The sequence below is a fragment of the Allomuricauda sp. XS_ASV26 genome, from assembly GCF_041224615.1.
GTDB classification, from domain to species: domain Bacteria; phylum Bacteroidota; class Bacteroidia; order Flavobacteriales; family Flavobacteriaceae; genus Flagellimonas; species Flagellimonas alginolytica.
Genome location: NZ_JBGFGK010000028.1, coordinates 103,147 through 128,079 on the forward strand (window position 1 = coordinate 103,147; position 24,933 = coordinate 128,079).

19 protein-coding genes are annotated in these 24,933 nt (G+C 39.5%); all 19 read left to right on the top strand.

The window, feature by feature from the left end; translation table 11 throughout:
- The first annotated feature begins 4 nt into the window (after nucleotides 1-4).
- Nucleotides 5-343, top strand: coding sequence for a heavy metal-binding domain-containing protein (locus AB9K32_RS03575; RefSeq protein ID WP_369884373.1), 339 nt, complete (start codon nucleotides 5-7; stop codon nucleotides 341-343).
- A gap of 44 nt (nucleotides 344-387) precedes the next feature.
- A complete protein-coding gene (locus AB9K32_RS03580) occupies nucleotides 388-918 on the top strand; it encodes a helix-turn-helix domain-containing protein (protein WP_369884374.1) in 531 nt (176 codons plus the stop codon).
- 67 nt (nucleotides 919-985) lie between these two features.
- On the top strand, nucleotides 986-3,487 hold the full coding sequence (locus AB9K32_RS03585) for a heavy metal translocating P-type ATPase (RefSeq protein WP_369884375.1): 2,502 nt from the start codon (nucleotides 986-988) through the stop codon (nucleotides 3,485-3,487).
- Between the two features lie 7 nt (nucleotides 3,488-3,494).
- On the top strand, nucleotides 3,495-4,208 hold the full coding sequence (locus tag AB9K32_RS03590) for a hypothetical protein (protein WP_369884376.1): 714 nt from the start codon (nucleotides 3,495-3,497) through the stop codon (nucleotides 4,206-4,208).
- Between the two features lie 12 nt (nucleotides 4,209-4,220).
- Nucleotides 4,221-4,703, top strand: a complete 483-nt coding sequence (locus AB9K32_RS03595) for a DUF305 domain-containing protein (protein ID WP_369884377.1) — start codon at nucleotides 4,221-4,223, stop codon at nucleotides 4,701-4,703.
- 4 nt (nucleotides 4,704-4,707) lie between these two features.
- Complete coding sequence (locus AB9K32_RS03600; RefSeq protein ID WP_369884378.1) at nucleotides 4,708-6,432, top strand: efflux RND transporter periplasmic adaptor subunit; 1,725 nt, start codon at nucleotides 4,708-4,710, stop codon at nucleotides 6,430-6,432.
- A 1,179-nt stretch (nucleotides 6,433-7,611) separates the two neighbouring features.
- Nucleotides 7,612-7,785: a hypothetical protein gene (locus AB9K32_RS03605; RefSeq protein WP_369884379.1), complete on the top strand. Its 174-nt coding sequence runs from the start codon at nucleotides 7,612-7,614 to the stop codon at nucleotides 7,783-7,785.
- A gap of 26 nt (nucleotides 7,786-7,811) precedes the next feature.
- Nucleotides 7,812-12,728, top strand: coding sequence for a gliding motility-associated C-terminal domain-containing protein (locus AB9K32_RS03610; RefSeq protein WP_369884380.1), 4,917 nt, complete (start codon nucleotides 7,812-7,814; stop codon nucleotides 12,726-12,728).
- Between the two features lie 33 nt (nucleotides 12,729-12,761).
- Nucleotides 12,762-13,652, top strand: coding sequence for a type IX secretion system membrane protein PorP/SprF (locus tag AB9K32_RS03615; RefSeq protein ID WP_369884381.1), 891 nt, complete (start codon nucleotides 12,762-12,764; stop codon nucleotides 13,650-13,652).
- A 530-nt stretch (nucleotides 13,653-14,182) separates the two neighbouring features.
- On the top strand, nucleotides 14,183-15,475 hold the full coding sequence (locus AB9K32_RS03620; RefSeq protein ID WP_369884382.1) for a hypothetical protein: 1,293 nt from the start codon (nucleotides 14,183-14,185) through the stop codon (nucleotides 15,473-15,475).
- A 436-nt stretch (nucleotides 15,476-15,911) separates the two neighbouring features.
- On the top strand, nucleotides 15,912-17,654 hold the full coding sequence (locus tag AB9K32_RS03625; protein ID WP_369884383.1) for a tetratricopeptide repeat protein: 1,743 nt from the start codon (nucleotides 15,912-15,914) through the stop codon (nucleotides 17,652-17,654).
- Nucleotides 17,655-17,861: 207 nt separating this feature from the next.
- Nucleotides 17,862-19,295, top strand: a complete 1,434-nt coding sequence (locus AB9K32_RS03630; protein WP_369884384.1) for an amidohydrolase family protein — start codon at nucleotides 17,862-17,864, stop codon at nucleotides 19,293-19,295.
- Nucleotides 19,296-19,605: 310 nt separating this feature from the next.
- Complete coding sequence (locus AB9K32_RS03635) at nucleotides 19,606-19,761, top strand: hypothetical protein (protein WP_224837137.1); 156 nt, start codon at nucleotides 19,606-19,608, stop codon at nucleotides 19,759-19,761.
- A gap of 3 nt (nucleotides 19,762-19,764) precedes the next feature.
- Entirely contained in the window at nucleotides 19,765-20,673 is a 909-nt protein-coding gene (locus AB9K32_RS03640; RefSeq protein ID WP_369884385.1) for a hypothetical protein, read from the top strand.
- Nucleotides 20,674-20,737: 64 nt separating this feature from the next.
- Complete coding sequence (locus AB9K32_RS03645) at nucleotides 20,738-21,340, top strand: hypothetical protein (RefSeq protein WP_369884386.1); 603 nt, start codon at nucleotides 20,738-20,740, stop codon at nucleotides 21,338-21,340.
- A gap of 186 nt (nucleotides 21,341-21,526) precedes the next feature.
- A complete protein-coding gene (locus AB9K32_RS03650) occupies nucleotides 21,527-22,210 on the top strand; it encodes a DUF6624 domain-containing protein (protein ID WP_369884387.1) in 684 nt (227 codons plus the stop codon).
- Entirely contained in the window at nucleotides 22,197-22,982 is a 786-nt protein-coding gene (locus AB9K32_RS03655; protein WP_369884388.1) for a CPBP family intramembrane glutamic endopeptidase, read from the top strand. The genes AB9K32_RS03650 and AB9K32_RS03655 overlap by 14 nt, the downstream gene beginning before the upstream one ends.
- Before the next feature lie 77 nt (nucleotides 22,983-23,059).
- A complete protein-coding gene (locus AB9K32_RS03660; protein WP_369884389.1) occupies nucleotides 23,060-24,022 on the top strand; it encodes an NAD(P)-dependent alcohol dehydrogenase in 963 nt (320 codons plus the stop codon).
- Nucleotides 24,023-24,072: 50 nt separating this feature from the next.
- On the top strand, nucleotides 24,073-24,933 hold the full coding sequence (locus tag AB9K32_RS03665) for an alpha/beta fold hydrolase (protein WP_252079537.1): 861 nt from the start codon (nucleotides 24,073-24,075) through the stop codon (nucleotides 24,931-24,933).

Genomic DNA, 24,933 nt, shown 5'->3' on the forward strand with positions numbered 1-24,933 from the left:
AAAAATGAGAGCAAACATTAGAACAATTATCGGAATTGCATTTGCATCAGCCTTGGTACTTACGGTATCCTGCAAAGGAAAAATGGAGGAAGCCAAGGAGATATCCACAGAAGCGACCATGGAACATGAAGGTCATGATATGGATAAAATGGACCACGAGGGTCATGACATGGATAACATGGAAACCGCAGATAAACAAGGCAAGGAGTACACCTCTAAATATGTTTGCCCAATGCACTGCGAAGGTAGTGGTAGCGAAGAAGAAGGGAAATGTCCAGTTTGTGGCATGACCTACGTACTGAACGAGGATTTTGAAATGGAAGAAGGTCACGACCAACACTAATTAAAAATTTATTTGTGCCGAAGATGCGTATTAAAGTCAAAAATATGGTTTGCGAAAGATGCAAAGGTGTTCTGAAAAACGAATTTCGGGATATGGGCATTGAAGTGGTGCAAATTGACTTGGGCGAAGTTGAATTTAAAGATTCGGCTATTGGCCAAATAGAGCGTATTCGGGAGGTTTTGACCAAGAATGGTTTTGAATTGATTGAGGATGTGAATCAGACATACATCGTGGACATCAAAAAATACTTGATCAATGCATTGGAGAACCGTTCCGAACAAAATCTCTCGGAATACTTGGCCCAAAAACTGAACAGAGACTATTCGGCACTCAGTAAAATGTTCAGTGCCAAAGAAGGATTGACCATTGAAAAGTATTTTATCCTGCTCAAAATGGAGAAGGTAAAAGAAGAGGTTCAAATGGGAACCAAAACATTCTCAGAAATAGCCTACGATTTAAACTACAAGAGCAGTAGCCACTTGGCCAAACAGTTTAAATCAGTAACTGGGATGTCGATGAGTGAATATAAAAGGGTGCAGGAGTGGAACAGGAGGCCGTTGGACCAAATTGTATAAAAGAAACCCAGAATTGTAAAAAGCTTCCGACTGGTATTCAGCTAGTTTTGAATAAAAATCAAAAAAGATGAAACATACCTATCACATACATGGAATGAGCTGTAATGGTTGTAGAAACCATGTACAAGAAACCCTATCAAAAGTTGATGGGGTTACCGGGGTTGAAGTCAGTTTGGAGAAGGCTGAGGCCTTAATAGAGATGAGGGAACATATTCCTATTGAAACCTTCACGGAAGCACTAAAGAATGATGGAGGCGGATATACCATTCATTTGCACGGTCACCACCATCACCCACCCCAAAAAAAAGAGAAAAAAACTGTTTCAAACGGGAATGGCACCTTTTATTGCCCCATGCGATGCGAAGGGGACAAAACCTATGACGAACCAGGAGATTGCCCGGTATGTGGTATGGATTTGGTAGAGGAACAGAACACGGCTACAAGTTCCAAACAACAATGGACTTGCCCCATGCACCCCGAAGTGGTGGAGGATGGTCCCGGTTCTTGCCCCATTTGCGGAATGGACTTGGTTCCGATGAAGCGCGAAGCAAGTGCAGAGGAGAAAACCTATAAAAAATTACTTAAGAAGTTTTGGATAGCGGTGGGATTTACCCTCCCTATTTTCCTGATTGCTATGAGTGAGATGCTGCCCAACAATCCATTGTACAAACTAATGGCGCCGAGATATTGGAATTGGGTACAGTTTGGGTTATCAATTCCTGTAGTTTTTTACGCTACATGGATGTTTTTTGATAGAGCCTATCGAAGTATCAAGACATGGAGCCTGAACATGTTCACCTTAATTGGAATCGGTGCCGGAGTGGCATTTGTGTTCAGTATACTTGGACTGTTGTTTCCCGGGTTTTTCCCAGACCAATTCAAGACCGAATCTGGGGCGGTTCATGTATATTTTGAAGCAGCAACTGTTATCCTTACGCTGGTGCTTTTAGGACAACTATTGGAAGCCAGAGCGCACAGCAAAACCAATAATGCTGTAAAGGAATTGTTGAAATTGGCTCCCAACAAAGCCATCAAAGTTGTGGATGGGGAAGAAGTTGAGGTCAGTATTGACGATATTGAAAAAGGGGACATCCTCCGGGTAAAACCGGGAGAAAAAATTCCTGTGGATGGCATCATCACTGAAGGGGAAACTTCTGTAGATGAATCCATGATCACCGGGGAACCCATTCCGGTAGAAAAAGGAGTGGATGACAAGGTCAGCAGTGGTACCATCAACGGGAATCAATCTTTTTTGATGAAAGCTGAAAAAGTGGGTAGCGATACCCTTTTGTCACAAATCATCGATATGGTGAACCAAGCCAGTCGAAGCCGGGCACCCATTCAGAATTTGGCAGATAAGGTATCCGCCTATTTTGTGCCCGCGGTGGTCATTATCTCCATAATCACATTTGCGGTTTGGGCCATTTGGGGGCCGCAGCCTGCCTATGTTTACGCTTTGATCAATGCCATTGCAGTTTTAATTATTGCGTGTCCCTGTGCATTGGGGCTCGCGACGCCGATGTCGGTGATGGTCGGGGTGGGTAAAGGTGCCCAAAATGGTGTGCTCATTAAAAATGCGGAAGCCTTGGAAAAAATGGCTGATGTGGATACTTTGATTATCGACAAAACGGGAACCATTACCGAAGGTAAACCAACATTTGACCATTTGGAGGCCTTTTCTGATGACTATTCAGATAGAGATTTGTTGCAATACGTTGTCTCCGTAAATGCCAATAGCGAACACCCTTTGGCACAGGCTACGGTAAATTATGGTAAGGAAAAAGATGTCAAGATTATAAAAACGGAGTCCTTCAATGCCGTCACAGGAATGGGGGTTGAAGGGAAGATCAAAGACGCTAAAATCCATTTGGGAAACCTCAAGTTGATGGAGAAAGCTGAGGTGGAAATTTCCGAAGACATGAAGAAAAAGGTCAAAAAAGCACAAGAAAAAGGGAAAACCGTTTCTTATTTGGCCATAGATGGAAAGTGTCATGGCTATGTGGCCATTGGCGACAAAATAAAGGAAACCAGTGCTAAAGCTATTAAGAATATCAAGGATAAGGGTATTTCTGTGATCATGCTCACCGGAGATAATGCCAACACGGCCAAAGCGGTGGCTAGCGAATTGCATTTAAATGATTTTAAGGCCGAAACCTTGCCCGAGGATAAAATGAAAGAAGTGGAGCGCTTGCAAAACGAAGGAAAGGTGGTTGCTATGGCCGGTGATGGTATAAATGATGCCCCAGCATTGGCAAAAAGTGATTTGGGCATTGCCATGGGTACTGGAACGGATGTGGCTATAGAAAGTGCCATGATCACTTTGGTAAAAGGCGACCTGCATGGCATTGTAAAAGCACGGAACCTTAGTAAGGCCGTCATGAAAAACATTAAACAAAACCTATTTTTTGCATTGATCTATAACACCATCGGTGTGCCGGTTGCGGCAGGGGTGCTCTATCCCTTCTTTGGGATTTTGCTTTCACCTATGATTGCTGCCTTGGCCATGAGCTTTAGCTCCGTATCGGTGATTGCCAATGCATTACGACTACGAACTAAATCAATCGACTAAAACTAAAATGGTAAAACGAACAACAGCGGTTAAGATTAGAAAGGCCCACCGATATTTGGGGCTCTTTTTAGGGATTCAATTCATCATGTGGACGGCCAGTGGTCTTTATTTCAGTTGGACTGATATTGATGAAATTCATGGAGATCATTTCAGAAATATGGATTATGAGCCTGCAGCTTTTGATGGTCTCATTGGACTTTCGCAAATCAATCTACCCGCTAAAATAAGTTCGTTGCGCCTAAAGGACATAGGAGGAAAACCATATTATTGGATCAATAATGCATATTTGGTCGATGCTAGGGACGGAAGTCTGAAAAAAGGTATTTCGGAACAGGAAGCACTGGCAGTTGCCCAGAAACAAATGTCACCTGAGTTAAAAGTGAAGAATGTTGAGGTGATTCAAGAAACGGACAAGCACCACGAGTATCGGGAACGGAAATTGCCCGCTTATGTGATTTCGTATGATTCCCCAGAGGAAATTAAGGCTTATGTCTCTGTGGAGGATGGTTCTTTTCAGGCCGTTCGGCACAGGAACTGGCGCTGGTTCGATTTTTTGTGGATGACCCATACGATGGATTATGAAAGTAGGGATAATTTCAATACCACCGTCCTTCGAGCCTTCTCCCTGATGGGGTTGATAACCGTTTTGAGCGGGTTCCTGCTATGGTTTATCAGCTCGCCTACAGTTCGAAAAGTAAAAAAGGGAAACAATAAGCACTAAAATTTTAATACCATGGAAAAATCAAAACGCTCAAACAAGGGAAATTACAAAACCCTTTTTATTATGCTGGCTTGCTCTTTCGTGGCAATGTACATCACAATGTATCTCAACACCTATGAGTTTGACCATGTATGGTTCAGTTTAACGCGATTCTATATGGTCTGTTTGGGAATAGCAGCAATGGCAGTCATAATGTGGTTCTTTATGCGCAAAATGTACACCGACAAGAAAAAGAATATGGCCATATTGCTAGGTAGTTTGGTCTTGTTTCTTGGCTCCCTATTTCTTGTGCGCGACCAAAAATCTACGGTAGGCGATGTGCTATGGATGAAGGCGATGATACCTCACCATTCCATTGCCATATTGACAAGTGAACGTGCAGACATCAAAGATCCAGAGGTAAAGAAACTGGCAGAGGAAATCATTGAGGCTCAGCGAAGGGAAATTACTGAAATGGAAAAAATGATTGAACGATTGCAGAACGAAAAAAAATAGTGTCATGAAAAAGAAAAACATCATATACATTGGGGTTGCTGTAGCAATTGGATTGTTAATAGGGTACTTTATATTTGGTGGCAATTCCGAAACCACCATAACGGATGAACATGACCATGGCACCGAAGCAGCATCGGGCCAAATGTGGACCTGTTCCATGCACCCACAGATTATGCAGCTAGAACCTGGGTCTTGCCCAATCTGCGGTATGGATTTAATTCCAGCTGATGCAGCAGGCGAAGGACTGTCGCATTCGCAAATTAGCATGACGACAAATGCCATGACCTTGGCGGGTGTGGAGACAGTGACAGTTGGTAAAGGAGGAGTCAGTAGTGGTCACGTAAAACTTTCTGGGAAAGTAGCGGTCAACCAAGAATCTGATGCCGTACAATCTGCATATTTTAATGGTAGAATAGAACGTTTGAACATCAATTATGAGGGTGAAGAGGTTAAAAGAGGACAACAATTGGCCACTATTTATTCCCCTGAATTGGTATCGGCCCAACAAGAATTGTTGACCGCAGGTAAATTAAAAGAATCCCAACCTCAGTTGTACAATGCTGTTCGAAACAAATTGAAATTATGGAAGTTGTCAGAGAGCCAAATCAATCAAATTGAGACCTCAGGGAAGGTGGTTGAAAATTTTCCGGTGTATGCCAATGTTTCCGGGGTGGTCTCTTCCATCATGGTGGAGGAAGGCGATTATGTAAAAACCGGTTCACCTTTGGTGAAAGTGGCCAATTTGAATTCAGTTTGGGCCATTTTTGATGCTTATGAAAATCAGTTGGCGCTGTTTAAAAAAGGGCAAACCCTGGAAGTATCTACCAAGTCATATCCCAATGAAATATTTCAGGCGACCATTTCCTTTATAGATCCTTTGCTCAACAATTCTAGCCGAACCTTGGAAGTCCGGGCAGAATTGGATAACAAAAAAGGCCTGTTGAAACCGGGAATGTTTGTTGTTGGTGAAATAAAAGCAGCAGAAACTATGACAATGGATGTGGTCACTGTTCCTGAAAGTGCCGTGTTATGGACTGGGGAACGTTCGGTGGTTTATGTGCAACCAAACCCCGGGGAATCCGTTTTTGAAATGCGGGAAGTAGCCTTGGGAAATTTGAGTAATGGAAGCTACCCAGTGGTTTCAGGTATTGAAGCTGGAGAAGAAGTTGTGGCAAAGGGCACCTTTACCGTGGATGCCGCCGCTCAATTACAAGGCAAAAAATCCATGATGAACAAAAGTGGTGGTGCAACCATGACAGGTCACGAGGGCCATGGAATGAAAATGGATTTTTCCAATGCCTTTGAAACTGGATTCAATGAGGTGATGGGCTCTTATTTAAAGCTGAAGGATGCATTGGTAGATTCGGATATGGATGGAGCAAAAAAATGGGCCAGTAAGGCATTACAAAAAGTGCAAAACCTAAAATCAATGGAGATGGATAAAATGGGCATGACTCATGTGGAAAAAATTGAAGAATACCTTTCCAATATCTCTGAAAGAAGCTCCATTGAGTCCCAACGAAAAGATTTTGTACTGTTGTCGGAGAACATGATTCTAATTGGAAACCAATTGAAGGGGTTGGACCAAAAACTGTATGTACAGCATTGCCCCATGGCGGACAATAACAAGGGAGCCAATTGGATAAGTGCCGAAAAGGAAATCAGAAACCCCTATTATGGAGAGGCTATGCTAACCTGTGGAAGCATTATTGATTCTATATCCAATTGAGGATTTTGCTATTTATAAAACTTTGTTTGCTAGAAATATGCAAATCAATGGAAATAATCTGTTGCAGTATGTATATGTTTAATGTGACGAAAGTCAAATAGGTCACAAAAGTTCACAAATCGTCAACATTTTGAAGCCAAAAAGCTGAACCTCCGTAAAACTGGGGCACCGAGAGAGAAGTTCGATTCTTGCCGGCACTATTCATAATACAAACTTCAAAAATTTAACACGTTATTCTAAGGACTAATTTTCTATTTGATTACTTACCATTCATATATGTATCAGTTTAATATTTTTTAGTTAATTTTAGAATCTACGAAGGCAGAAAACCACTATTGGTCTGTATTTCGGTTAGTTACAAAACATAAGCAAGGTAAAAGCTAATAAAAACAAGGGGTAGAGATTGGAGTTCGAATCCTTCCGCGATCACCGTTAATCAAAGGGCCTCAGAGAGCTTATCTTTCTGAGGCCTATTTTTTTACAAATAAATGCTTGATTTTATTTGATGTCAAATGAAGTTAAAATTGAAAACTATTGAATATAGTGTTTTTGATTTTTTAAAGATTTGGTCTTAAAACGGCTTCTAAACATTTCGGTGTAAAGGGGAAGATGCTAATTTTGCTTGGATGTAACACTTCTGAAACCAATTCTTATCACTCGCATCTAGTAACACAAGAGTTAAATCCTCCAATTGCATGTCTTTAGGTTTACCTCGGTGTCCCTTGGAGGATGCGTTGTGATGAATTGTGATAATTCATATCCATATGAGTGAAGACTCTTTGAAATTTATATTTCTCGCGTAAAAAAATAGCAAATGGTCTTCATAGACTTGAATTGTAATATCAGGATAGAAAAGTTTTACAACAAGTTTTACTTAATAGACAACAAAAGTAGGAAAATACCTCACGCATGTATCTATGTTTGAACAATATTCAACTGATAAACAGCATGCAAACGAAAAAAACGACCCCACTTTTGATTTTTCCTCAGATTGACTATTCCCCTAATTAATTACCAATATATTTTCCAAGAATTATTTTTCTCGAATAAAGACCAAAACTCGTAGGGAAGTTGGAAAAAAATAACATTTCTATCAAAACATAAATTAAGAATCTACATGGCAAAAGTATCCATATGTTGCTCACACATTAAAGATATTAAAATCAAAAAACTAGCCTCATGAAAAAAATTATATTCTTACTTGCACTTAATTGTTTTCTTTTCCATCAGACCTCCTTTTCTCAAGGTTTGTCAGGCTCTAATGTTGAATTTGTAGAACTTTCTTCATCAACAAGTGTAAATAATTCTGATGATGAACTTGATGCTACTCCAGCACGCCTGGCTATAACGTAGAATTTGAAATAGGTAGTAGTTCTAATATGTATGTAGATGTAGACGGTAATAAAATTGTATTTGGAGCTAGAAATAGTTCTATTCTAACTGTTGATGATATAACATTTAATTTTTCTGGAGGGGCCTTTGGAAGTATTACCGGTGCTTCATTCAATTCCGGAGCTTCTACTGGAACTAATACTTCTGGTGTTTCTGCATCCTTTACAGGTTCAAGCGTTACACTATCCGGTTTACAGAATAAAAATTTTGCCCAAGGGTTTGCCTTAGGTCAAATGGGTACTTTGGTTTTTGATATAACAACAATTGGAGCTAGCTGTTCCGCTCCAACAGCTGCAGCCACAAGTGCAGTATTTGGAACTGAAACAGAGTCTAGCCTGACATTATCAAGTTTTGCGGCACCGGCTGGTGGTGCAGATGGCTATACTGTTTATGTGAATAGCACTAATAGTTTTACGGCCCCAAGCGATGGCGATCAACCTATAGCAGATGTCACTTGGAATGACTCAGGGCAACAACCCATTTATTTTGGGACATCAACTTCGCCAAATATTACGGTATCCGGTTTAAACCCTAATACGACCTATTATTTTCAGATTTATGCATACAACGATTGTTCAGGTACGGAAACCTATGAGAATACAGGGTTAAATGTTAGTGATGTATCCGGTGTAGCTGGAGTTAATTTAAGTACTAATCCTACAATTACCTACTCTGTGGATGGAAATGTAGCTTCCAATGACTTGGCAACAGATGGTGAATTAGGTTCTGTTTCAATCAATTCTTTTGATTTACAAACCTTTGCTGTTAATGCTTCGGATACAAAACTAACTGGAGGTTTACAGGTTTTAGTGTATAATACATTAAGACAACTAACCTATGAGGACGGTGTTAGTTCTCCCGTTGATGGCATGATTATTCAATCCTCGGATGGAAGTGAATTTTCTCTTTTACAATTTGATTTCCATGATTGGGGAAATTACGATGGGGCTACCTATGAAGTGGAAGGGTTTAAAGATGGTAGTTCTGTAGGAACAGGTACATTTTCAGGAAATACGACTAGTGTTTTTGTCACTGTAAATCAGGGCGATGAATTAGGTATTTCTTTTCAAGATGTAGACAGGGTAAGAATAAGTCAACAGTCAGGAACTAACAATTCTTACATCGGATTAAATAATATCCTAGTAGGAGAAGCTGTTAGCTGCTCAGCACCCATAGCAGCACCCACATTAGCAGTATTTGGAACAGAAACAGAGTCTAGCCTGACATTGTCAAGTTTTACGGCACCGGCTGGTGGTGCGGATGGCTATGCTGTTTATTTGAATAGCACTAATAGTTTTACGGCCCCAAGCGATGGTGATCAACCGATAGCAGATGTCACTTGGAATGGTGCAGGACAACAACCTGTTTATTTTGGTACATCAGCTTCACCAAACATTACGGTTTCAGGCTTAGAAGGAAGCACAACGTATTTCTTTAGAATATATTCTTACAACGATTGCTCAGGCACGGAAACCTATGAAACCACAGGGTTAGATGCAAACGATACAACGGCAAACTCCGCCCCAACTCAAAACGCAAATACAGGTTCTGCACTTAGTGAGGGTGGTACAGATATTATTTCCAGTACCGAACTAGAATTTGATGATGCGGAAGAAGCAGATACCGATATTACATATACACTCGATAGTACACCTTCTAATGGTATACTTAGAAATAACACCACACCATTATTAGCTGGAGGTACTTTTACTCAAGACGATTTAAATAACAACAGGATTGACTATGTACATAATGGAGGTAATACTACTTCAGATAGTTTTCAATTCGATGTCAGTGATGGTCAAGGAGGTTCAGTAGATAATCAAACCTTCAGTTTTACGATAGCAGCAATTAATGATGCACCTACAGTTTCCTCGGTAAGTTTTTCGGGAAACTTGACAGTAGGCCAGACCCTAACAGGGAGCTATATTTATGACGACCAAGAGGGCGACGCCGAAAGCGGAACCACCTATCAATGGTATCGCTCCGATGACGGAGCAGGTGCCAACAAGGCGGCCATTTCCGGAGCTGTCAATGACACATATGTATTGGTAAATGATGATTTGGCCAAATACATCAGTTTTCAAGTGACACCCAGTGATGGTTCGGATTCGGGCGGTCCCGAAGAAAGTGCTTTGGATGGACCGATTGCTTCCACGCCCAATAATTCCCCGACCGTTACATCCACGTCTATAACATCAGCAACTGCGCAATCACTGTATTACTATGATATTAAAGCATCAGATGCCGATAACGATGTGATCACTTGGACGGCAAACACCGTCCCTACTTGGTTGACCTTTACCAGTGGCACACTGCAGACCAGTTTTGTAGGTACTGGTGCCATGCCCGCCAATACAGGGGATGGGGTGAATCAGTCTCCGGATGGGACCAGTGCTTCCAGTACAGTCATTCGAACAGGCACTGCCGCCCATGGTGACAATAAATTGTTTTTCACCGATACCGAAGAGTATGGGATTCGCTATGTTGATGAGAGCGGAAATGTGCAAACCTGGTATCAAGGGGATGGAACTTACACGAATCTAAATCCCGTCGGTATTGCCTATGATGTGGTCAATGATGCCGTGTATGTAGGAGATTATGCCAAGACGGACATCTTGAAAATTGATAATACAGGTACTCGAACACTGTTGTCCAATTTGCCAGAAGCGTTTATGTTAAGGCTGCTGGTCAATGCAAGCGGATCTAAACTGTATGTGTCTGCGCGAGGAGGTATTTATGAAATTGACCTTACCAACAATGACCCCAATACGAACTGGACGCGTGTCGTCGGCACAGGAACCATGGGGTATAGTGATACAGGTAACGCATCAACCTCACAAGTTTCTCAACCGCATGGTATGGCGTTTGACAGTGCAGGGCGTTTGGTGTTTACCGACCGATTCAACGACATCATCAGGCGGGTTGATTTAGCGACAGACACCATTGAAACCATAGCAGGTACGCAAGGGGCAGGAACGGAAGCTGGTGATGGTGGACCCGCAGTCAATGCGACTTTTGCCGACCCATCTGGATTGGTCATTAACCAGCACGATGAAATTTTTATTTCCGAGCGGTTGAGCAAACGGATACGAAAAATTGGTACCAACGGTGATATTGATACATTTTTTACAGTTTCTTCCGGTGGTTTTGCAGACGATTTAGTAATATCCGATGCAGGTGAGCTGTACTTATTGACGACCACACTTATTGCACGGGTAGCAACCAAGGCTGAATTAACCGGTACGCCAACCAATGCTGATGCAGGTATCCACAACGTTGCACTTACACTTAGCGACGGTATAGATAATGTGCCTTATAATTTCCAAATCACGGTTCAAGCGATTAATACTGCTCCAACCGATATTACGATAGATAATAACAGTATCGGGCAGAGTGCTACAGGTGTATCCGCCACGGTAGGTGCATTGTCCACCATCGATGCTGATGCTGGAGATTCGCATACCTACACGTTGGTATCGGGAACTGGTGATACAGATAACGGTAGTTTTACTATCAGTGGAAACACATTAAGAACCAATAGCTCATTAGTGGAGGGTAGTTACAGTGTTAGAATCAATACCAGTGATGGTACGGATGATTTTGCCAAGGAATTTACCGTTGACGTCACCGATGATGTTGCACCCGTAGGCTACACGGTAACCATTGATCAAGACCCCATAGTTAGTTCTAATCATACTTCCGTCAGTTTTACTATTGTCGGTGCAGAAGTTGGTGCGGATTACGACTATACCTTCAGTAGCAACGGTGGCGGGACAAATGTTACTGGTTCGGGAACCATTGCTACCGCAACCGATCAAATAACAGGTATTGACCTTAGTGGTCTTGGTGATGGAAATATCACACTGTCTGTAACGCTTACCGATACTAATGACAACGAAGGGATTCCAGCCACTGACAACAAAACAAAGGATGTTGTGGAGCCAGTACCTACTTTGGTGATTGCTGAATCCATATACTTTGGACCTTTCACAATTCGATTACAGTTTTCAGAACCTGTTTTTGACCTAGCCCCCAATCCAGTGTTGATTGCACCAGGGCCAGGCGGGGAACAAATGGCGACCTTGGGTTCACTTCAAGAGGTGACCGCAGGATTGGCCTATGACATTCAGGTCACTCCATTGGTGCCAGGTGAAATCGTCTTCTTTAATGATCTTTATGGCATTGCCAGGGATGAAGCTGGAAATCAGACCATACCCTTGGGGTTCGTGAACGGTACATATTATGATTTGGATACAGACAATGATGGTATTGGAAATAGTACAGATACCGATGACGACAACGACGGTACACTTGATACCGAAGATGATTTTCCTTTGAACCCCGATGAAGATACCGATTCGGACGGAGACGGAACAGGTGATAATGCCGATGAGGATGACGACAATGACGGCACACCTGATTCTGAGGATGCCTTCCCATTGGACGAGACCGAGGATACCGATACGGATGGTGATGGAACCGGTGACAATGCCGATAATGATGATGATGGTGATGGTTACACGGATGAAGAGGAAGAAAACCAAGGGACTGATCCCAAGGATAATACCAGTATTCCAGAGGATGTAGATGACATTGATGATGACAGGGAGGATGATACAATGGCTAAGCCAGCATTGGTCCCTGCTCAAGCTTTTACCCCTAACGGTGATGGCAACAACGACACCTGGATAGTCCCCGGGATAGACAATTACCCCAACAATGTGGTTCGTGTTTACAACCGATGGGGGCATGAAGTATTTGCCGCCCAATCCTACCGCAACGACTGGGGAGGATTCTACAAGAATAACAGGGAACTGTTGCCCGCGGGCTCTTACCTATACGTGATCAACCTGGGCAATGGACAGCCACCGTTACAAGGCTGGATATTCATCAACTATTAACCAACCAAAACACAAAAAACACTAGATAAAGACATGAACTTAATTCATAAAATACAGATCATAGTGGCCGTTATTGGCTGTTCCTTATTGAGCAATGCCCAGCAGGATCCCAACTATACTTTTTTTCGTTATAACATGAACATTTATAACCCGGCCTATGCAGGAAGTTCTGAGGCTACAGAGTTCTCCTTGGGAATAAGGAGTCAATGGGCAGGTGTGGAAGGTGCACCTGAAAGCCAAAGTGCTATTTTTGGAATGCCCTTGGGAAATAATATTGGTATTGGAGCCTCTATCCTTAATGACAAGACCTTTATTGAGCAACAGACTTGGATGGCCATAGACATATCTTACTCCATCCGGTTAAATCAAGAAGTTCAATTATATTTTGGTATCAAGGGTAGTGCAAATTCCTACGATGCCAATACTGAAGGACTGATTACCTACGGTGTTGGACAAGATGCTACATTGGACAACTATGAAAGTCGTTTTACCCCAAATGTGGGAGCAGGTGCCTATTTGAAACACGATAGATACTTTGTATCCCTTTCCGCTCCCAGATTATTGACTCCCGAACGCCTAAAAGAAAATAATGGTCAGGTCTACTTGGGAGAAGATCGTATACATGCCTATCTAAGTGGCGGCTATACTTTTTTATTGGGGAGGACCCTGGACCTCAAGACCACGGGAATGCTCCGATATGTGGATGCTTCCCCGGTTTCAGTGGAATTTACTGGTGTACTGGACTTTGGGGAACGTTTTGAGTTTGGAGCCGGATACCGTTATAATGAAAGTATAAGTGGGCTGGTACTGTTCAACATCAGCAGCGGTTTTAACTTGGGCTACGCCTATGAAACCTCTACTCAGAAAGCAATTGATGGTATTGACAACAACACTCATGAACTGTTCATGCGATTGGCGCTATAAATTAAATCTTTCTCAATTAATGAATTCTATGGAGTTAGCAATTTCCGATTAAGGGTATGGCCAAATTCATGCCATGCTTGTTTGCATAAATCACAACATATAATTTTAAATTAATGTGCTGAAATTGTTTTTCAAATTTGAAAATACGATAGTTTGTTGGGCAAAAACAAAACGATTGATTTCTCAATGTCAAGAACAGTCCGTACTACGCTTTCATTCATTTTTTAAACAGTAGAACCAATTCGAAAAACACTGAATTAACCTTAGAGCGTAAAACTATATAATTGCTGTGCAACCACGGCGCAGAGATAAATCCGTTCATTCCCCTAGAGAGAACTCAATATCGTACAGTAATGGAATGGTAATTTTTTTAGATACAACTCCGTTTCTTTTATACAATCAAGTCCTGAACCCAATAGGTTTTATTTCATATGATATTGCTTCGTTCGTTAGCTGTATGAAAGTCATAATATTGTATCTTACATGGGTTTAACAAGACCATGTTGAATACCACCATAACCAACATATTTATGAAAAAGCTCTGTATTCTTTTCTTTATTCCATGGGCTATCCTATCCCAAAACAGCAGCATTTCCGATAAACAAAACCTCGAGCAGCTGGGAGTCGATGATTATACATTACTGTTTACGGAAAACGATGTAAGCTATTTTCAATTTTGGTTCAGTAAGGATAAAAAACCAGCTGTATTGGCACTCCACTCTCTTGAGGATTATAACGATCCCCTTTTCTTGTTTGTAGAAAACAAAGAATGGAACGAATACGCGAAGAAAAACTATGCGCATCCGGATACATACGTAAACTTTGTGCACCCGGACCAAGTGGAAAAAATACAGTTGAAGATTGTTGAACATCCTCTTTTTGCCGACTATGTGAAAGATTCTCCCAACCATCTCAACATTTATCATTATCCACGAGGTATATTCTTTAAAAACAATATCATGACAGGTGAATTGGAGAAAAGGCAAAAGCCAATGTTACTGACAGGGTTGGAAAAAAAATACAGTGAAAGCGCAGGTGAGTTTGCTTGGCGCTTAAAACCCCTTGTAAGAATTTCTGACTATCAAGGCACGACCATAAACGAGGTGTTGGCCGCAGGCAGGGAACTAACAGAAGATATTGGCTATAAAGCGCAAATTGCCCTTGATAAGGTTAGGGAGGAAGAAAGAATCAGAAAAGAGGCAGAGGCGGAAAGATTACGGATAGCAACCTTGAGAAAAAAAGGATTTGTGTACTTTCCCAAACCATACTTTTCGAAGATAGGTGTATACCGAGACGGGGTAGATGAGACGGAAAGAACCATGTACATGGAAATTTTTCACGGAGATTTCAACGCAGTATGGGAGGCATTACAGGAAAAGGACAGAAGTAAGAATTTAGCGGAACTTTTCTTTGAAGGCAGTTCCATTAAACGTTTTATAGAACTTTATTCTTCTTTTGCCATAAACTATACCGCAGAGTGCCAGGAGACTTTAGGTTTGGACTATGATATTTTACAGTTGAGCTCCACTTTCAAGACCTCCACACTTTCAGGTCAGGAAGTTTCTTCAAATACTACGGATATGGGTACCCTCCATATCGACAAACGATTTTCACAGAAATTTCAGAGTTACTATAGTACATACGCCGATTCATTTGGTTCTACAGTAAGAACTGAAATGAAAAACTTTATAAAAACACATGGCTGTGATTGTAAGGCTGTTGACCAACTGGCAGAAAACCTATTGAGGTTTACACGATTGGAACCCTCTTTACAAGCTGCCCAAATACCGCCTAAAGGCAAGGATTGTGACCATATTAAGTAAAAAGCATCACAGGGCCTCCGCGAGTTTATCTTCCTGAGGTTTATTTTTCCTTATTCCTTCAACTTAAAGCACAACTTAAGATATTGCTTGGTTAGGTAGGGTATAACCTAAGGAGATACCATTTCTTTAATAAGTACTGGGAAGTACACGAAATTCCAGATAGATATTCCAAGAATAGCAAATGCTAATTACTATTTACTTAATTTTAAGACGTTAAAAAGGATAAGGCCATAGTCCAATGGGCTGCCTTGGAAGTTTTGACATCAGCATAATAAAACAATCACTCTAAAAACCACGATTGGGTTGTAGCAATTGCCGTTGTTTTAAAAGAGGGGAATCAATTTATTTGGCAGAAGTAACTAAAGATCCAACAAACCAAGTTTAGTCATTACATAAAATGAACAAAAAATCCATTGCAGTCCTACCCTTTGTTAACATGAGCAATGATATTAACAATGAATATTTCTGCGACGGATTAACGGAGGAGATCATCAATGCATTGGCAAAAATCAAACAGCTTTCCGTTACCTCACGTACATCCTCATTTTATTTTAAAAATAAGACAGTTACCGTGGAAAAGATAAGGGAGAAGCTAAATGTGGCGACTTTTATCGAGGGCAGTGTACGAACATCCAAGAGAAAAATGCGCATTACGGTGCAAATGATCGATACTTTGGAGGACTTTCATTTTTGGTCGGAGGTCTTTGATAGAAACCCGGAAGATGTATTCGAGATACAAGAAGAAATAAGTCATTTTATTGCTGAAAAATTACGCGAGCATATCGGTCATCTCGAAATTGAAGATAAACTAATTGAGCGTTACGAGGTCCCTGTACCTGTTTACAGAGAATATTTAAAAGGTAGGTATTATTTAATGAAATTGGATTATGATAGTTCATTAAAGGCCATCGAAATTTTTAAAAGCATTATAGAGAGATCACCAAACTTTGTAAACCCTTATTTAGATATTAATCAGGCCTATACTTTTATGGGAACCATGGGATTATTGCCAGCATTTGAAGCTTTTCAAAAGGCACAGTCCTTTTTTGAAAAAGCAAGGTCCCTAAGTCCTAATTCATCTAGAGTACAATTAAATTTGGCCTGGATAGAATGTTGGCAAAATTGGAACCTAAAAAAAGCGTACGAACATGCAAATAAAGCTTTGGAGACGCAACCTACGGATGAAATTTACCTGACCATTTCAAATTTATTAACTGTTGAGGGCAAATTAGGTCCTGCCCAAAATTATATAGATAAAGCGTTGGAATTGGATCCTTTTTCTTCAATAAACCATCATTACAAGGGGTTTCTGTATTATCTACAGGAAGATTATGACAAAGCAAAGCGCTACTTGGAAAAGGCATTGGAATTAAACCCTAATTTACCTTTTCCACCTATTTATATTGGAAATAGTTTATTGTTATCGGGCAAGCCGATTGAAGCTTTAAGCTACTTTAATACACTATCGGGCATTTCTATAAAAGACCTTACTAAATTAGGAGGTAAAACCATGTGCTATGCCGTTCTTGGCGAAAGGACCAAATGTGATGATGGTATAAAAGAACTGGAAAGTTACCTAACATCCGACCTTGTTGAAAAAGCACTGATTTTCCTAATTCTGGTTTATGCTTTATTGGAGAATGAAGACAAGGTTTTGGAATATGTAAAAGAAGCCTTTAACAACCATTTACCTTTAGTTTTATTGTTAAATCCATCCCCTGTTCTCAAGTCTTTTAAAAACAACCAACATTATAAGGATATTATGCTAAGGGCAATTCCTGACAATGTAAATTACAAGCAGAAAAAAAAATACAAACAAGCCTTACTGGATACTAACGAAGTTACTAGGTACAGCAAAGAGTTAAAACAAATTATGATGGACTATAAGCTGTATTTAAATCCAGACCTATCATTAAAAGATTTGGCATCTTATTTAGACCTTCCTGCCAATTATGTTTCTCAACTATTGAACTTGGGGTTTCAGAAAAACTTCTCAGAGTACATCAATACTTTTAGGATAAACGAGTTTAAAGAGCGTATTCTTCTCGAGGAAAACAAAGGGTTGACCATAATGGCGATAGCTTATGATAGTGGGTTTAACTCTAAAACGGTTTTCAACACATTCTTCAAAAAAATAGAAGGTGTAACACCTAATGCCTATCTAAAATCCCATCGGTAAATTGGTTCGGATTTATAATCTGGAACTTTTACTTTATCGTTTAGAGCTAGTATTGCCATGTAACAATGGAAATCAATTTTGAAAAAAAAGCTCAAATACTTAGTTAAAACAGTTGCGGTACTTGTATTGCTGTCGATCATAACGATCACCGGTGCTTACTTGTGGCCCACATCGGTATTGCCAACACCAAGAGTTTATACTAAAACAATGATCAATAATATAAATATTGTTGATGTTGAAACAGGTAAAACTGCCTACAATCAATTTGTACTGATAGAAAGTTCCAGAATAACAAGAATAGATAGCGTACCATTTAAACCCATTGATAATTCATTGCGTATAGATGGCACCGGTAAATATTTAATACCTGGATTATGGGATATGCACACCCATTCCAACCAACACTCTGAATGGTTGCACCATCCGCTTTACATTGCAAATGGCGTTACGGGCGTACGGGATATGTCTGGCCAATTGAATGAGAAAGATAGCTATTGGGTGGGCAGTAAGGAGCGTTTACAGTGGAATAAAGAACTGGAGAATAACACTAGGGTCTCGCCCAGGTACGTATTGCAAAGCAGTTATCAAATGGATGGTGAAAAAGCAATACCGGAAAATTCCCCCAATTTTTTTAAACTGAAGAACCGTTTACAAGTAGACTCCCTGTTACAATTTTATAAAAACGAAAAGGTAGATTTTATAAAGATTTATGCGCAGTTACCAAAAGACATTTATTTAGATCTGGCTAAAAAAGCACCTATCTATGGTTTACATATAGCCGGCCATAAACCCATGTTTCTTAGTTTGGAAGAAGCTGTGGACTCTGGCCAAAGGAGTTTTGAACATGGACGCATTTTTTTGTACGAGTGTTTTCCCGAAGCCGATAGTCTAAAAAACCCCAATAATTGGAAAGATTATTTCTCTAGATCCAAAAAAAAGATGGTCAAGCAGTTTGACAGTGTTCGAGCAAAGGAGTTAATGGTTGTAATGCGTAACAATAAAACCTACTGGGTCCCAACTTTACAGACCTTAAAGTTTGAAGCATTGGCACATAAAGATAGTTTTACTAACAATGAAAATTTAAAATACATAACTAAGGTTAGAAAAAAACTCTGGTGGCAATATGATGTAGACAACAACAAAGAAAAGAATATCGAAAATGAAGGAGTCAATGTAAGCGAACAGTTTTATGAAGCTTCGAAAAAACAAGTGGCTATGGCCCATAAATTGGGTGTGCCCATCATGGCAGGTACCGATGTTATTACCGATAGTTATGTATTTGCAGGTTTTAGTTTACACAATGAACTCTACGAATTAACCTCATGCGGTTTATCAAATGTAGAAGCTTTGCAAAGTGCAACCATAGTTCCTGCAATTTTTTCAAACGTAGAGAAGGATTACGGAACCATTGAAATAGGCAAAAAGGCGGATCTGGTCTTATTGGATAAAAATCCTTTAGATGATATTAAAAATACAAAAAGCATCAAAGGAGTGTTGTTGAACGGTGTGTATTACGATCAAGGAAAAATCTCGGAACTCAAAAAATTCTCAGAAAGGGCGGCATCAAGTTTTCATATGAATGTGAAAACACTGGTAAGCTTAATCAACAGTCCGTTGATACGCGTACAGTTTGCAGATTAATTATTCCGTAGAACCTTAAATAGATGAAGGGATCATGAATCAATGGATCAAGGCATTATTTGAAAAGTATGAAATTAAGAAACGATATAGAATAAATAAAGACTGATAAGAAACCGAAGTCTTCCAAAAATAATTTCAATGAATATTTGGGACTTAGAAAAAGCAATTTATTGTAAAAGGGCAATGATTTGGTTTGTAATTGCACTTAAACCTCATTTTTGACGTCCCTGTACTTTTCCTTTTACTATTTAAAAGTGAAACGTTGCTTTGTTTAATAATGGATATCAAGAAAAAACAAACCATGGAAAAGATGGAACCTAAAAAAAGTAAAAAAGGCGTAAAACTGGGAATTGGAATTGTTCTTGGAACCATAGTGGGCTATATAACATCAAATATGCAATTATGGTTTGTTTTAGGGATTGCCATCGGGGCCGCTTTAGAATATGGAGTTCAACAAAAATCTTAATATATGAAAACGATACATTATTTAATATTCTCTGCATTAACATTGGCTCTGAATGCTTGTAACCATAAAGAACAAAACTCAAAAGTTAATAAAGAAGCAAGTTTAGAAGGAATTTATCTTGGTCAAAAACCACCAGGATTAAGGCCTATACCATTCGCTCCAGGTCTTGTATCTACTGAAATTTATGAGTACGATGGTGCATTCTCAAAAGATATGAAGGCGTTTTATTTTATTAGAAGAGGAGAGGAAAATAAAACATCAGCCTTTTACGAATACAAATATAATGACACTAACGGCGAATGGGAAAAATCAGAAATAGCATCTCCATGGATTGGACGACCAGTAATTTCACCAGACGGTGAAACCATGCATTTAGGGGATAATTATTTAAAAAGAACAGCATCAGGATGGTCTGAATTAAAAAAGCTGGAACCACCTACTGTAAGTAATGATTCAATGTATATTATGCGTCTTTCATCATCTACAAATGGCACATATTTCTTTGATACTTATAAAGAAAATGATTCAACGTTTCCAATTCGCTATTCACGTCTGATAAACGGAAAGCATGAAGAGCCAATAGCTTTGCCAAAAGCAATAAATACAGGAACTTTTTTAAGTCATCCTTTTATAGCTCCAGATGAATCCTATTTATTGTTCGATGCTATAAGGGAAGATGGTTATGGTGATTCTGATATTTATATCAGTTTTAAACAAAACGATGGTTCTTGGGGTAATGCTATTAATTTGGGAGATAAAATAAACACTGATGCTTGGGAAGCCTCTGCAAGTATAACGCCAGATGGCAAATACCTATTCTTCAGTAGAAATGTAGGTTCAGACGATTTTGAAAACGTAGATATCTTTTGGGTGGATGCGAAAGTTATCTTTTCACTTGAAAATCGTCATTAAAAAATATAATTTATCAATAAATACATCATTAATCTAAAAACGAACAATTATGACATCGATTAAAATGAAAACAATCAAAAAACAAATTTTATTAAGAATGGCTTGTGCCGCTTTTGCATTGGTATCAAGCACAACATATGCACAAAACACATATCAAGAATCAACAACACAAAGAGATGGTTTTATCATCGAATTCGCAGTGGGTGGAGGTATTATCAGTATAGAAGACAGTGCTGGTATTCAAACTTTCGACAAATCCCAGGGAACCTTTGTTTTTCCAGATCTAAAGCTTGGCCACATGTTAAATGAGAATTTCGCCATTACCGTCGCCATGCCAGGAAATATTTACGAATTTCAGGACAATGATAGGAATTTCGGAGGTTTTATTCCCTCTGTACAATATTGGGTAAAAGATCGTTGGTGGATACATGGGGGAATTGGTTTAGCCATAGATTCGCCAGCACTTTATGATATTAAAGAGGATATAAATGACGATTGGAACTTTGGTTGTGCCGTTATGGCAAGTACAGGTTATGAAATTTATAAAAAGAGAAACTTCGCACTTAATGTGCAGTCCAAATTGGTTTTGGGCCGTGTATCTTTAGAAGGAGATGCACATAGAGATGCAGCCATCTTTAATATAGGATTAGGGTTCAGTTGGTTATAGTTCTTACATTGAATGAGTTTTAAGTACTAACACCAATAATAATCTATTTATAAGTAATCTATATATTCAACTAGTATGCCCTAACCAAATTATTTTGGTTTGGGCATATGAATATACTAACTATGGATATCGACACTTTAAAATATAGACCCAAGCATAGTGATATTCATAAAAACCTTTAAAAGAATGAAATTTATTTTAATGACCAGTTTACTGTTAGTGATGGGATGCACAAATACCTCCAAGTCCAAAGAAGTATCGGCGAAAAAAGAGACCCAAGAAAACCTAATAGCTATTTTGGATACTATTTGGCAAACGGAGCAAGGACCAATACGATTAAGGGATTCTATTGGTAGAGCAGTAGGTTTTGAATCAGAAGCCTTTAAAAAGCAAAACGAGATTTATCATAAAAACCATGATAAAAACGAAAAAAAAGTTTTACAAATTTTAGATTCTATTGGCTGGCCGAGTAAAGAAATAATTGGTGAACAGGGCAACTTAACTATTTGTAATGTATTACAACATTCTAGTTTAGAAGTGCGCGAAAAATACTTGCCCCTAATGCGAAAGGCGGTTAAGGACAAAGAACTGTCAGCTCGTTTTTTGGTCAGAGCAGTGGATCGGATAGCAACCGATAAAAATGAACTTCAAATATATGGCCAACAAATGAAGTACTATCCAGAAAGTCAGAGTTTTAATTTGTGGCCCATTAAGGACCCGGAAAATTTAGAAAAAAGAAGGGCAGAGATGGGGCTGGATTCAATATCGGAATTCTTAAAACGTAAACGGGTAGACTTTAAATGGGACCTAGAAGAACAGATCAAAAGATCTGAAGAATTTATTTTGGCAAAGGAAAATGCAAACCAATAGGAGAAGTCGTATCCAAACTGCAACGGTTGTGGTTATTCTTTTTATAATTGGAACACTTCTCAACATTCCATTCAGCAGAGAATTAAAAAGACTAAAAATCGAAGCTGGTGATACAAGCGTAGCACTATCGGATTCAATTGCTACGGATTTAGTTCAAACAAGTATTTATGGCCTTGTTTTGGGTGTTGTTTTGATTTTTATTGGCTTATGGTTGGCTAAGAATGCACAATTGGGAGCACCGGTAATAGAAAATATCTTTTCGGATACAACAGATATAAAATATCAAGATTTTTTTAAAAAGCTATTGTTTCCGATCGGTCTTAGTGTAGTCCTGGCACTTGTATTACTAATGGCCCATAAAGTAACAAGAGCTTATTTTCCTGTGGAAATAATTATTGAAAGACCTTCAAAACCGTTTTACGCCATTGTGTCATTTTCAGCAGGAATTACGGAAGAGATTATGTTCCGGTTTGGCTTAATGTCTTTGGTCGTAGCCTTGATTCAGCTTTTTAGAAAAGCAAAAACGCCTTCGATAAGCGTGGTTTGGACGGGAATTATTGTATCTGCGGTATTTTTTGGTTTAATCCATTTACCATTATCAAAAAGCTTTTCTGGTCTTAGCTTGGTTTCCGTTAGTTCTACGATGATAGGCAACCTTATAACAGGGTCTTTTTTTGGTTGGGTATATTGGAAACGTGGTTTGCTCGCAGCAATAATTGTACATGTTGTTTGGGATTTGGTCTTTCATGTGGTCGGCTCTCCCTATATGTGAAGAATAGTGTTCCGATTATAAAACACGAACGTTTAATAGCTTGATTAACGTCAATTTTGCTATATATAATCATAATTATGAAAGCAGCCATTTTTACCCGCTACGGTGCGCCAGAAGTTATCCAGATTGTTGATACAGAAAAACCATCACCAAAACCAGACGAGGTTTTAGTGAAAATCGAAGCATCTTCCGTAACTAGGGCCGATACCATGATTCGCCAAGGAGTCCCAAAATTTGGCAGATTATTTTTAGGACTCATCAAGCCAAAAAATACGGCTTTGGGCACCGGGTTTTCTGGAGTTGTGGAAGCTGTAGGTTCGCAAGTCACCAAATTTAGGATAGGCAGTGTCGTTTTTGGCGAAAAATTGTTTAGCGAAGGGAGTAATGCAGAGTATTTATGTATGTCAGAAGATTTGGTAATTGCGCATAAGCCTAAATCAATATCCCATTCCGAAGCTGCTCCGATTTGCGATGGTTTTTTAACCTCCTACAACTTTCTAAAAGATATAGCCAAAATAAAATCGGGTCAGCATGTTTTGGTCAATGGTGCTTCGGGGAGCTTGGGAAGTGCAGCCATACAATTGGCAAAGATAATGGGAGCGAAGGTTACAGGAGTCTGTAGCGCAAAGAACATTGATTTTGTGCTGGCGTTGGGAGCAGATGAAGTATTGGATTACACCAAAGTAAAACTGGACGAGCTTTCTTGTACATACGATGTTGTTTACGATACTGTTGGAAAATTATCGTATAAAACCTTTAAAACCCTTATAGGTTCCAATGGTCTTTTTATGACACCGGTATTGAACGGGGAGGTTCTATGGCATATGTTATGGCGTCCAAAGAAAGTAAAGTTTGCCGCAACGGGCGTAAAAAAGACCAAGGAGTTAAAACGGTTGTTCGAGGAATTGGTTCAATTTTTCGAACAGGGAAAACTACACACCAATATTGACAATACTTTTAAACTTTCCGAAATAAAATACGCGCATCAATACGTGGAGACAGGTCGTAAAGTCGGGAACATTGTTATTAAAAATTCATAAATCATCAACACGTGCTTAGCGCGGTCAAAGCATTAAAAAACGAACAAGTTATGTTATTTAAATCACCAGAGGGAAAATCAAAAATATTAAGTCTCTACAACAGAAAACTTCAAGAACTCAATGTCGGTCATTCAGAAAAATTAGTGGACACCAAGTTTGGCAAGACCAATGTTGTATGTGTCGGCGACGCCAACTTGCCACCACTTGTTTTAATACATGGTACGGGAGGCTGCGCCCCTCAGATTCTGGATTCCTTCCCTAGTTTAGCATCACAATATTGTGTGTATGCAGTAGATGTGCTCGCACAACCCAATAAAAGCGCTGAGACCAGATTGGACATGAAGTCTTTGGATTACGGTAAATGGCTTATTGAGGTAATTATAAAACTACGGTTGACCAATGTAACCTTGGCAGGTTTTTCCTTTGGGGGATTGATCGCGTTAAAAGCATTGGAGTATAACCAAACCCCGATCAAACAAGTGTTCTTGATTGCACCAGTTTATATTGTAAACGGCAATCCCATTATTAATGTATGGAAAATGTTTATTCCATTAAAAAAATTCATCAAAACAAACAATCAGGCATACATTAAAAAAGTAATGGACGCACTTTTTTCCGAATATGATGGTTTTGCATTGGTCTTTATGTCAACGGTATTTCAAAACTGCAATATGGACTTTTCGCCGCTACCTGTAATTTCTAAAAATCGGGCAAAGAACATAAAAACTCCCATCTCCATTTTTGCGGCAGAGCAGGACATTATGTTCCCCGGTAAAAAAATGATAAAAAGAGCCAAGCAGATATTCCCTTCTTTAGAAGAAGTTGTTTTATTAAAAGGTTCTAAACACGTGCCAAATGCAACAGATTTTAAAAAAATAGAACAGCTAATAATAGATAAAAGCAATTCATAA

Bases quoted from the DNA above. Each gene is read 5' to 3' on its own strand.
- AB9K32_RS03605 (WP_369884379.1), top strand. From the start codon at position 7,612: ATGAAAAAAATTATATTCTTACTTGCACTTAATTGTTTTCTTTTCCAT.
- AB9K32_RS03610 (WP_369884380.1), top strand. From the start codon at position 7,812: ATGTATGTAGATGTAGACGGTAATAAAATTGTATTTGGAGCTAGAAAT.
- AB9K32_RS03660 (WP_369884389.1), top strand. From the start codon at position 23,060: ATGAAAGCAGCCATTTTTACCCGCTACGGTGCGCCAGAAGTTATCCAG.
- AB9K32_RS03640 (WP_369884385.1), top strand. From the start codon at position 19,765: ATGAAAACGATACATTATTTAATATTCTCTGCATTAACATTGGCTCTG.
- AB9K32_RS03600 (WP_369884378.1), top strand. From the start codon at position 4,708: ATGAAAAAGAAAAACATCATATACATTGGGGTTGCTGTAGCAATTGGA.
- AB9K32_RS03585 (WP_369884375.1), top strand. From the start codon at position 986: ATGAAACATACCTATCACATACATGGAATGAGCTGTAATGGTTGTAGA.
- AB9K32_RS03635 (WP_224837137.1), top strand. From the start codon at position 19,606: ATGGAACCTAAAAAAAGTAAAAAAGGCGTAAAACTGGGAATTGGAATT.
- AB9K32_RS03580 (WP_369884374.1), top strand. From the start codon at position 388: ATGGTTTGCGAAAGATGCAAAGGTGTTCTGAAAAACGAATTTCGGGAT.
- AB9K32_RS03575 (WP_369884373.1), top strand. From the start codon at position 5: ATGAGAGCAAACATTAGAACAATTATCGGAATTGCATTTGCATCAGCC.
- AB9K32_RS03615 (WP_369884381.1), top strand. From the start codon at position 12,762: ATGAACTTAATTCATAAAATACAGATCATAGTGGCCGTTATTGGCTGT.
- AB9K32_RS03590 (WP_369884376.1), top strand. From the start codon at position 3,495: ATGGTAAAACGAACAACAGCGGTTAAGATTAGAAAGGCCCACCGATAT.
- AB9K32_RS03625 (WP_369884383.1), top strand. From the start codon at position 15,912: ATGAGCAATGATATTAACAATGAATATTTCTGCGACGGATTAACGGAG.
- AB9K32_RS03650 (WP_369884387.1), top strand. From the start codon at position 21,527: ATGAAATTTATTTTAATGACCAGTTTACTGTTAGTGATGGGATGCACA.
- AB9K32_RS03655 (WP_369884388.1), top strand. From the start codon at position 22,197: ATGCAAACCAATAGGAGAAGTCGTATCCAAACTGCAACGGTTGTGGTT.
- AB9K32_RS03645 (WP_369884386.1), top strand. From the start codon at position 20,738: ATGAAAACAATCAAAAAACAAATTTTATTAAGAATGGCTTGTGCCGCT.
- AB9K32_RS03630 (WP_369884384.1), top strand. From the start codon at position 17,862: ATGATCAATAATATAAATATTGTTGATGTTGAAACAGGTAAAACTGCC.
- AB9K32_RS03665 (WP_252079537.1), top strand. From the start codon at position 24,073: ATGTTATTTAAATCACCAGAGGGAAAATCAAAAATATTAAGTCTCTAC.
- AB9K32_RS03620 (WP_369884382.1), top strand. From the start codon at position 14,183: ATGAAAAAGCTCTGTATTCTTTTCTTTATTCCATGGGCTATCCTATCC.
- AB9K32_RS03595 (WP_369884377.1), top strand. From the start codon at position 4,221: ATGGAAAAATCAAAACGCTCAAACAAGGGAAATTACAAAACCCTTTTT.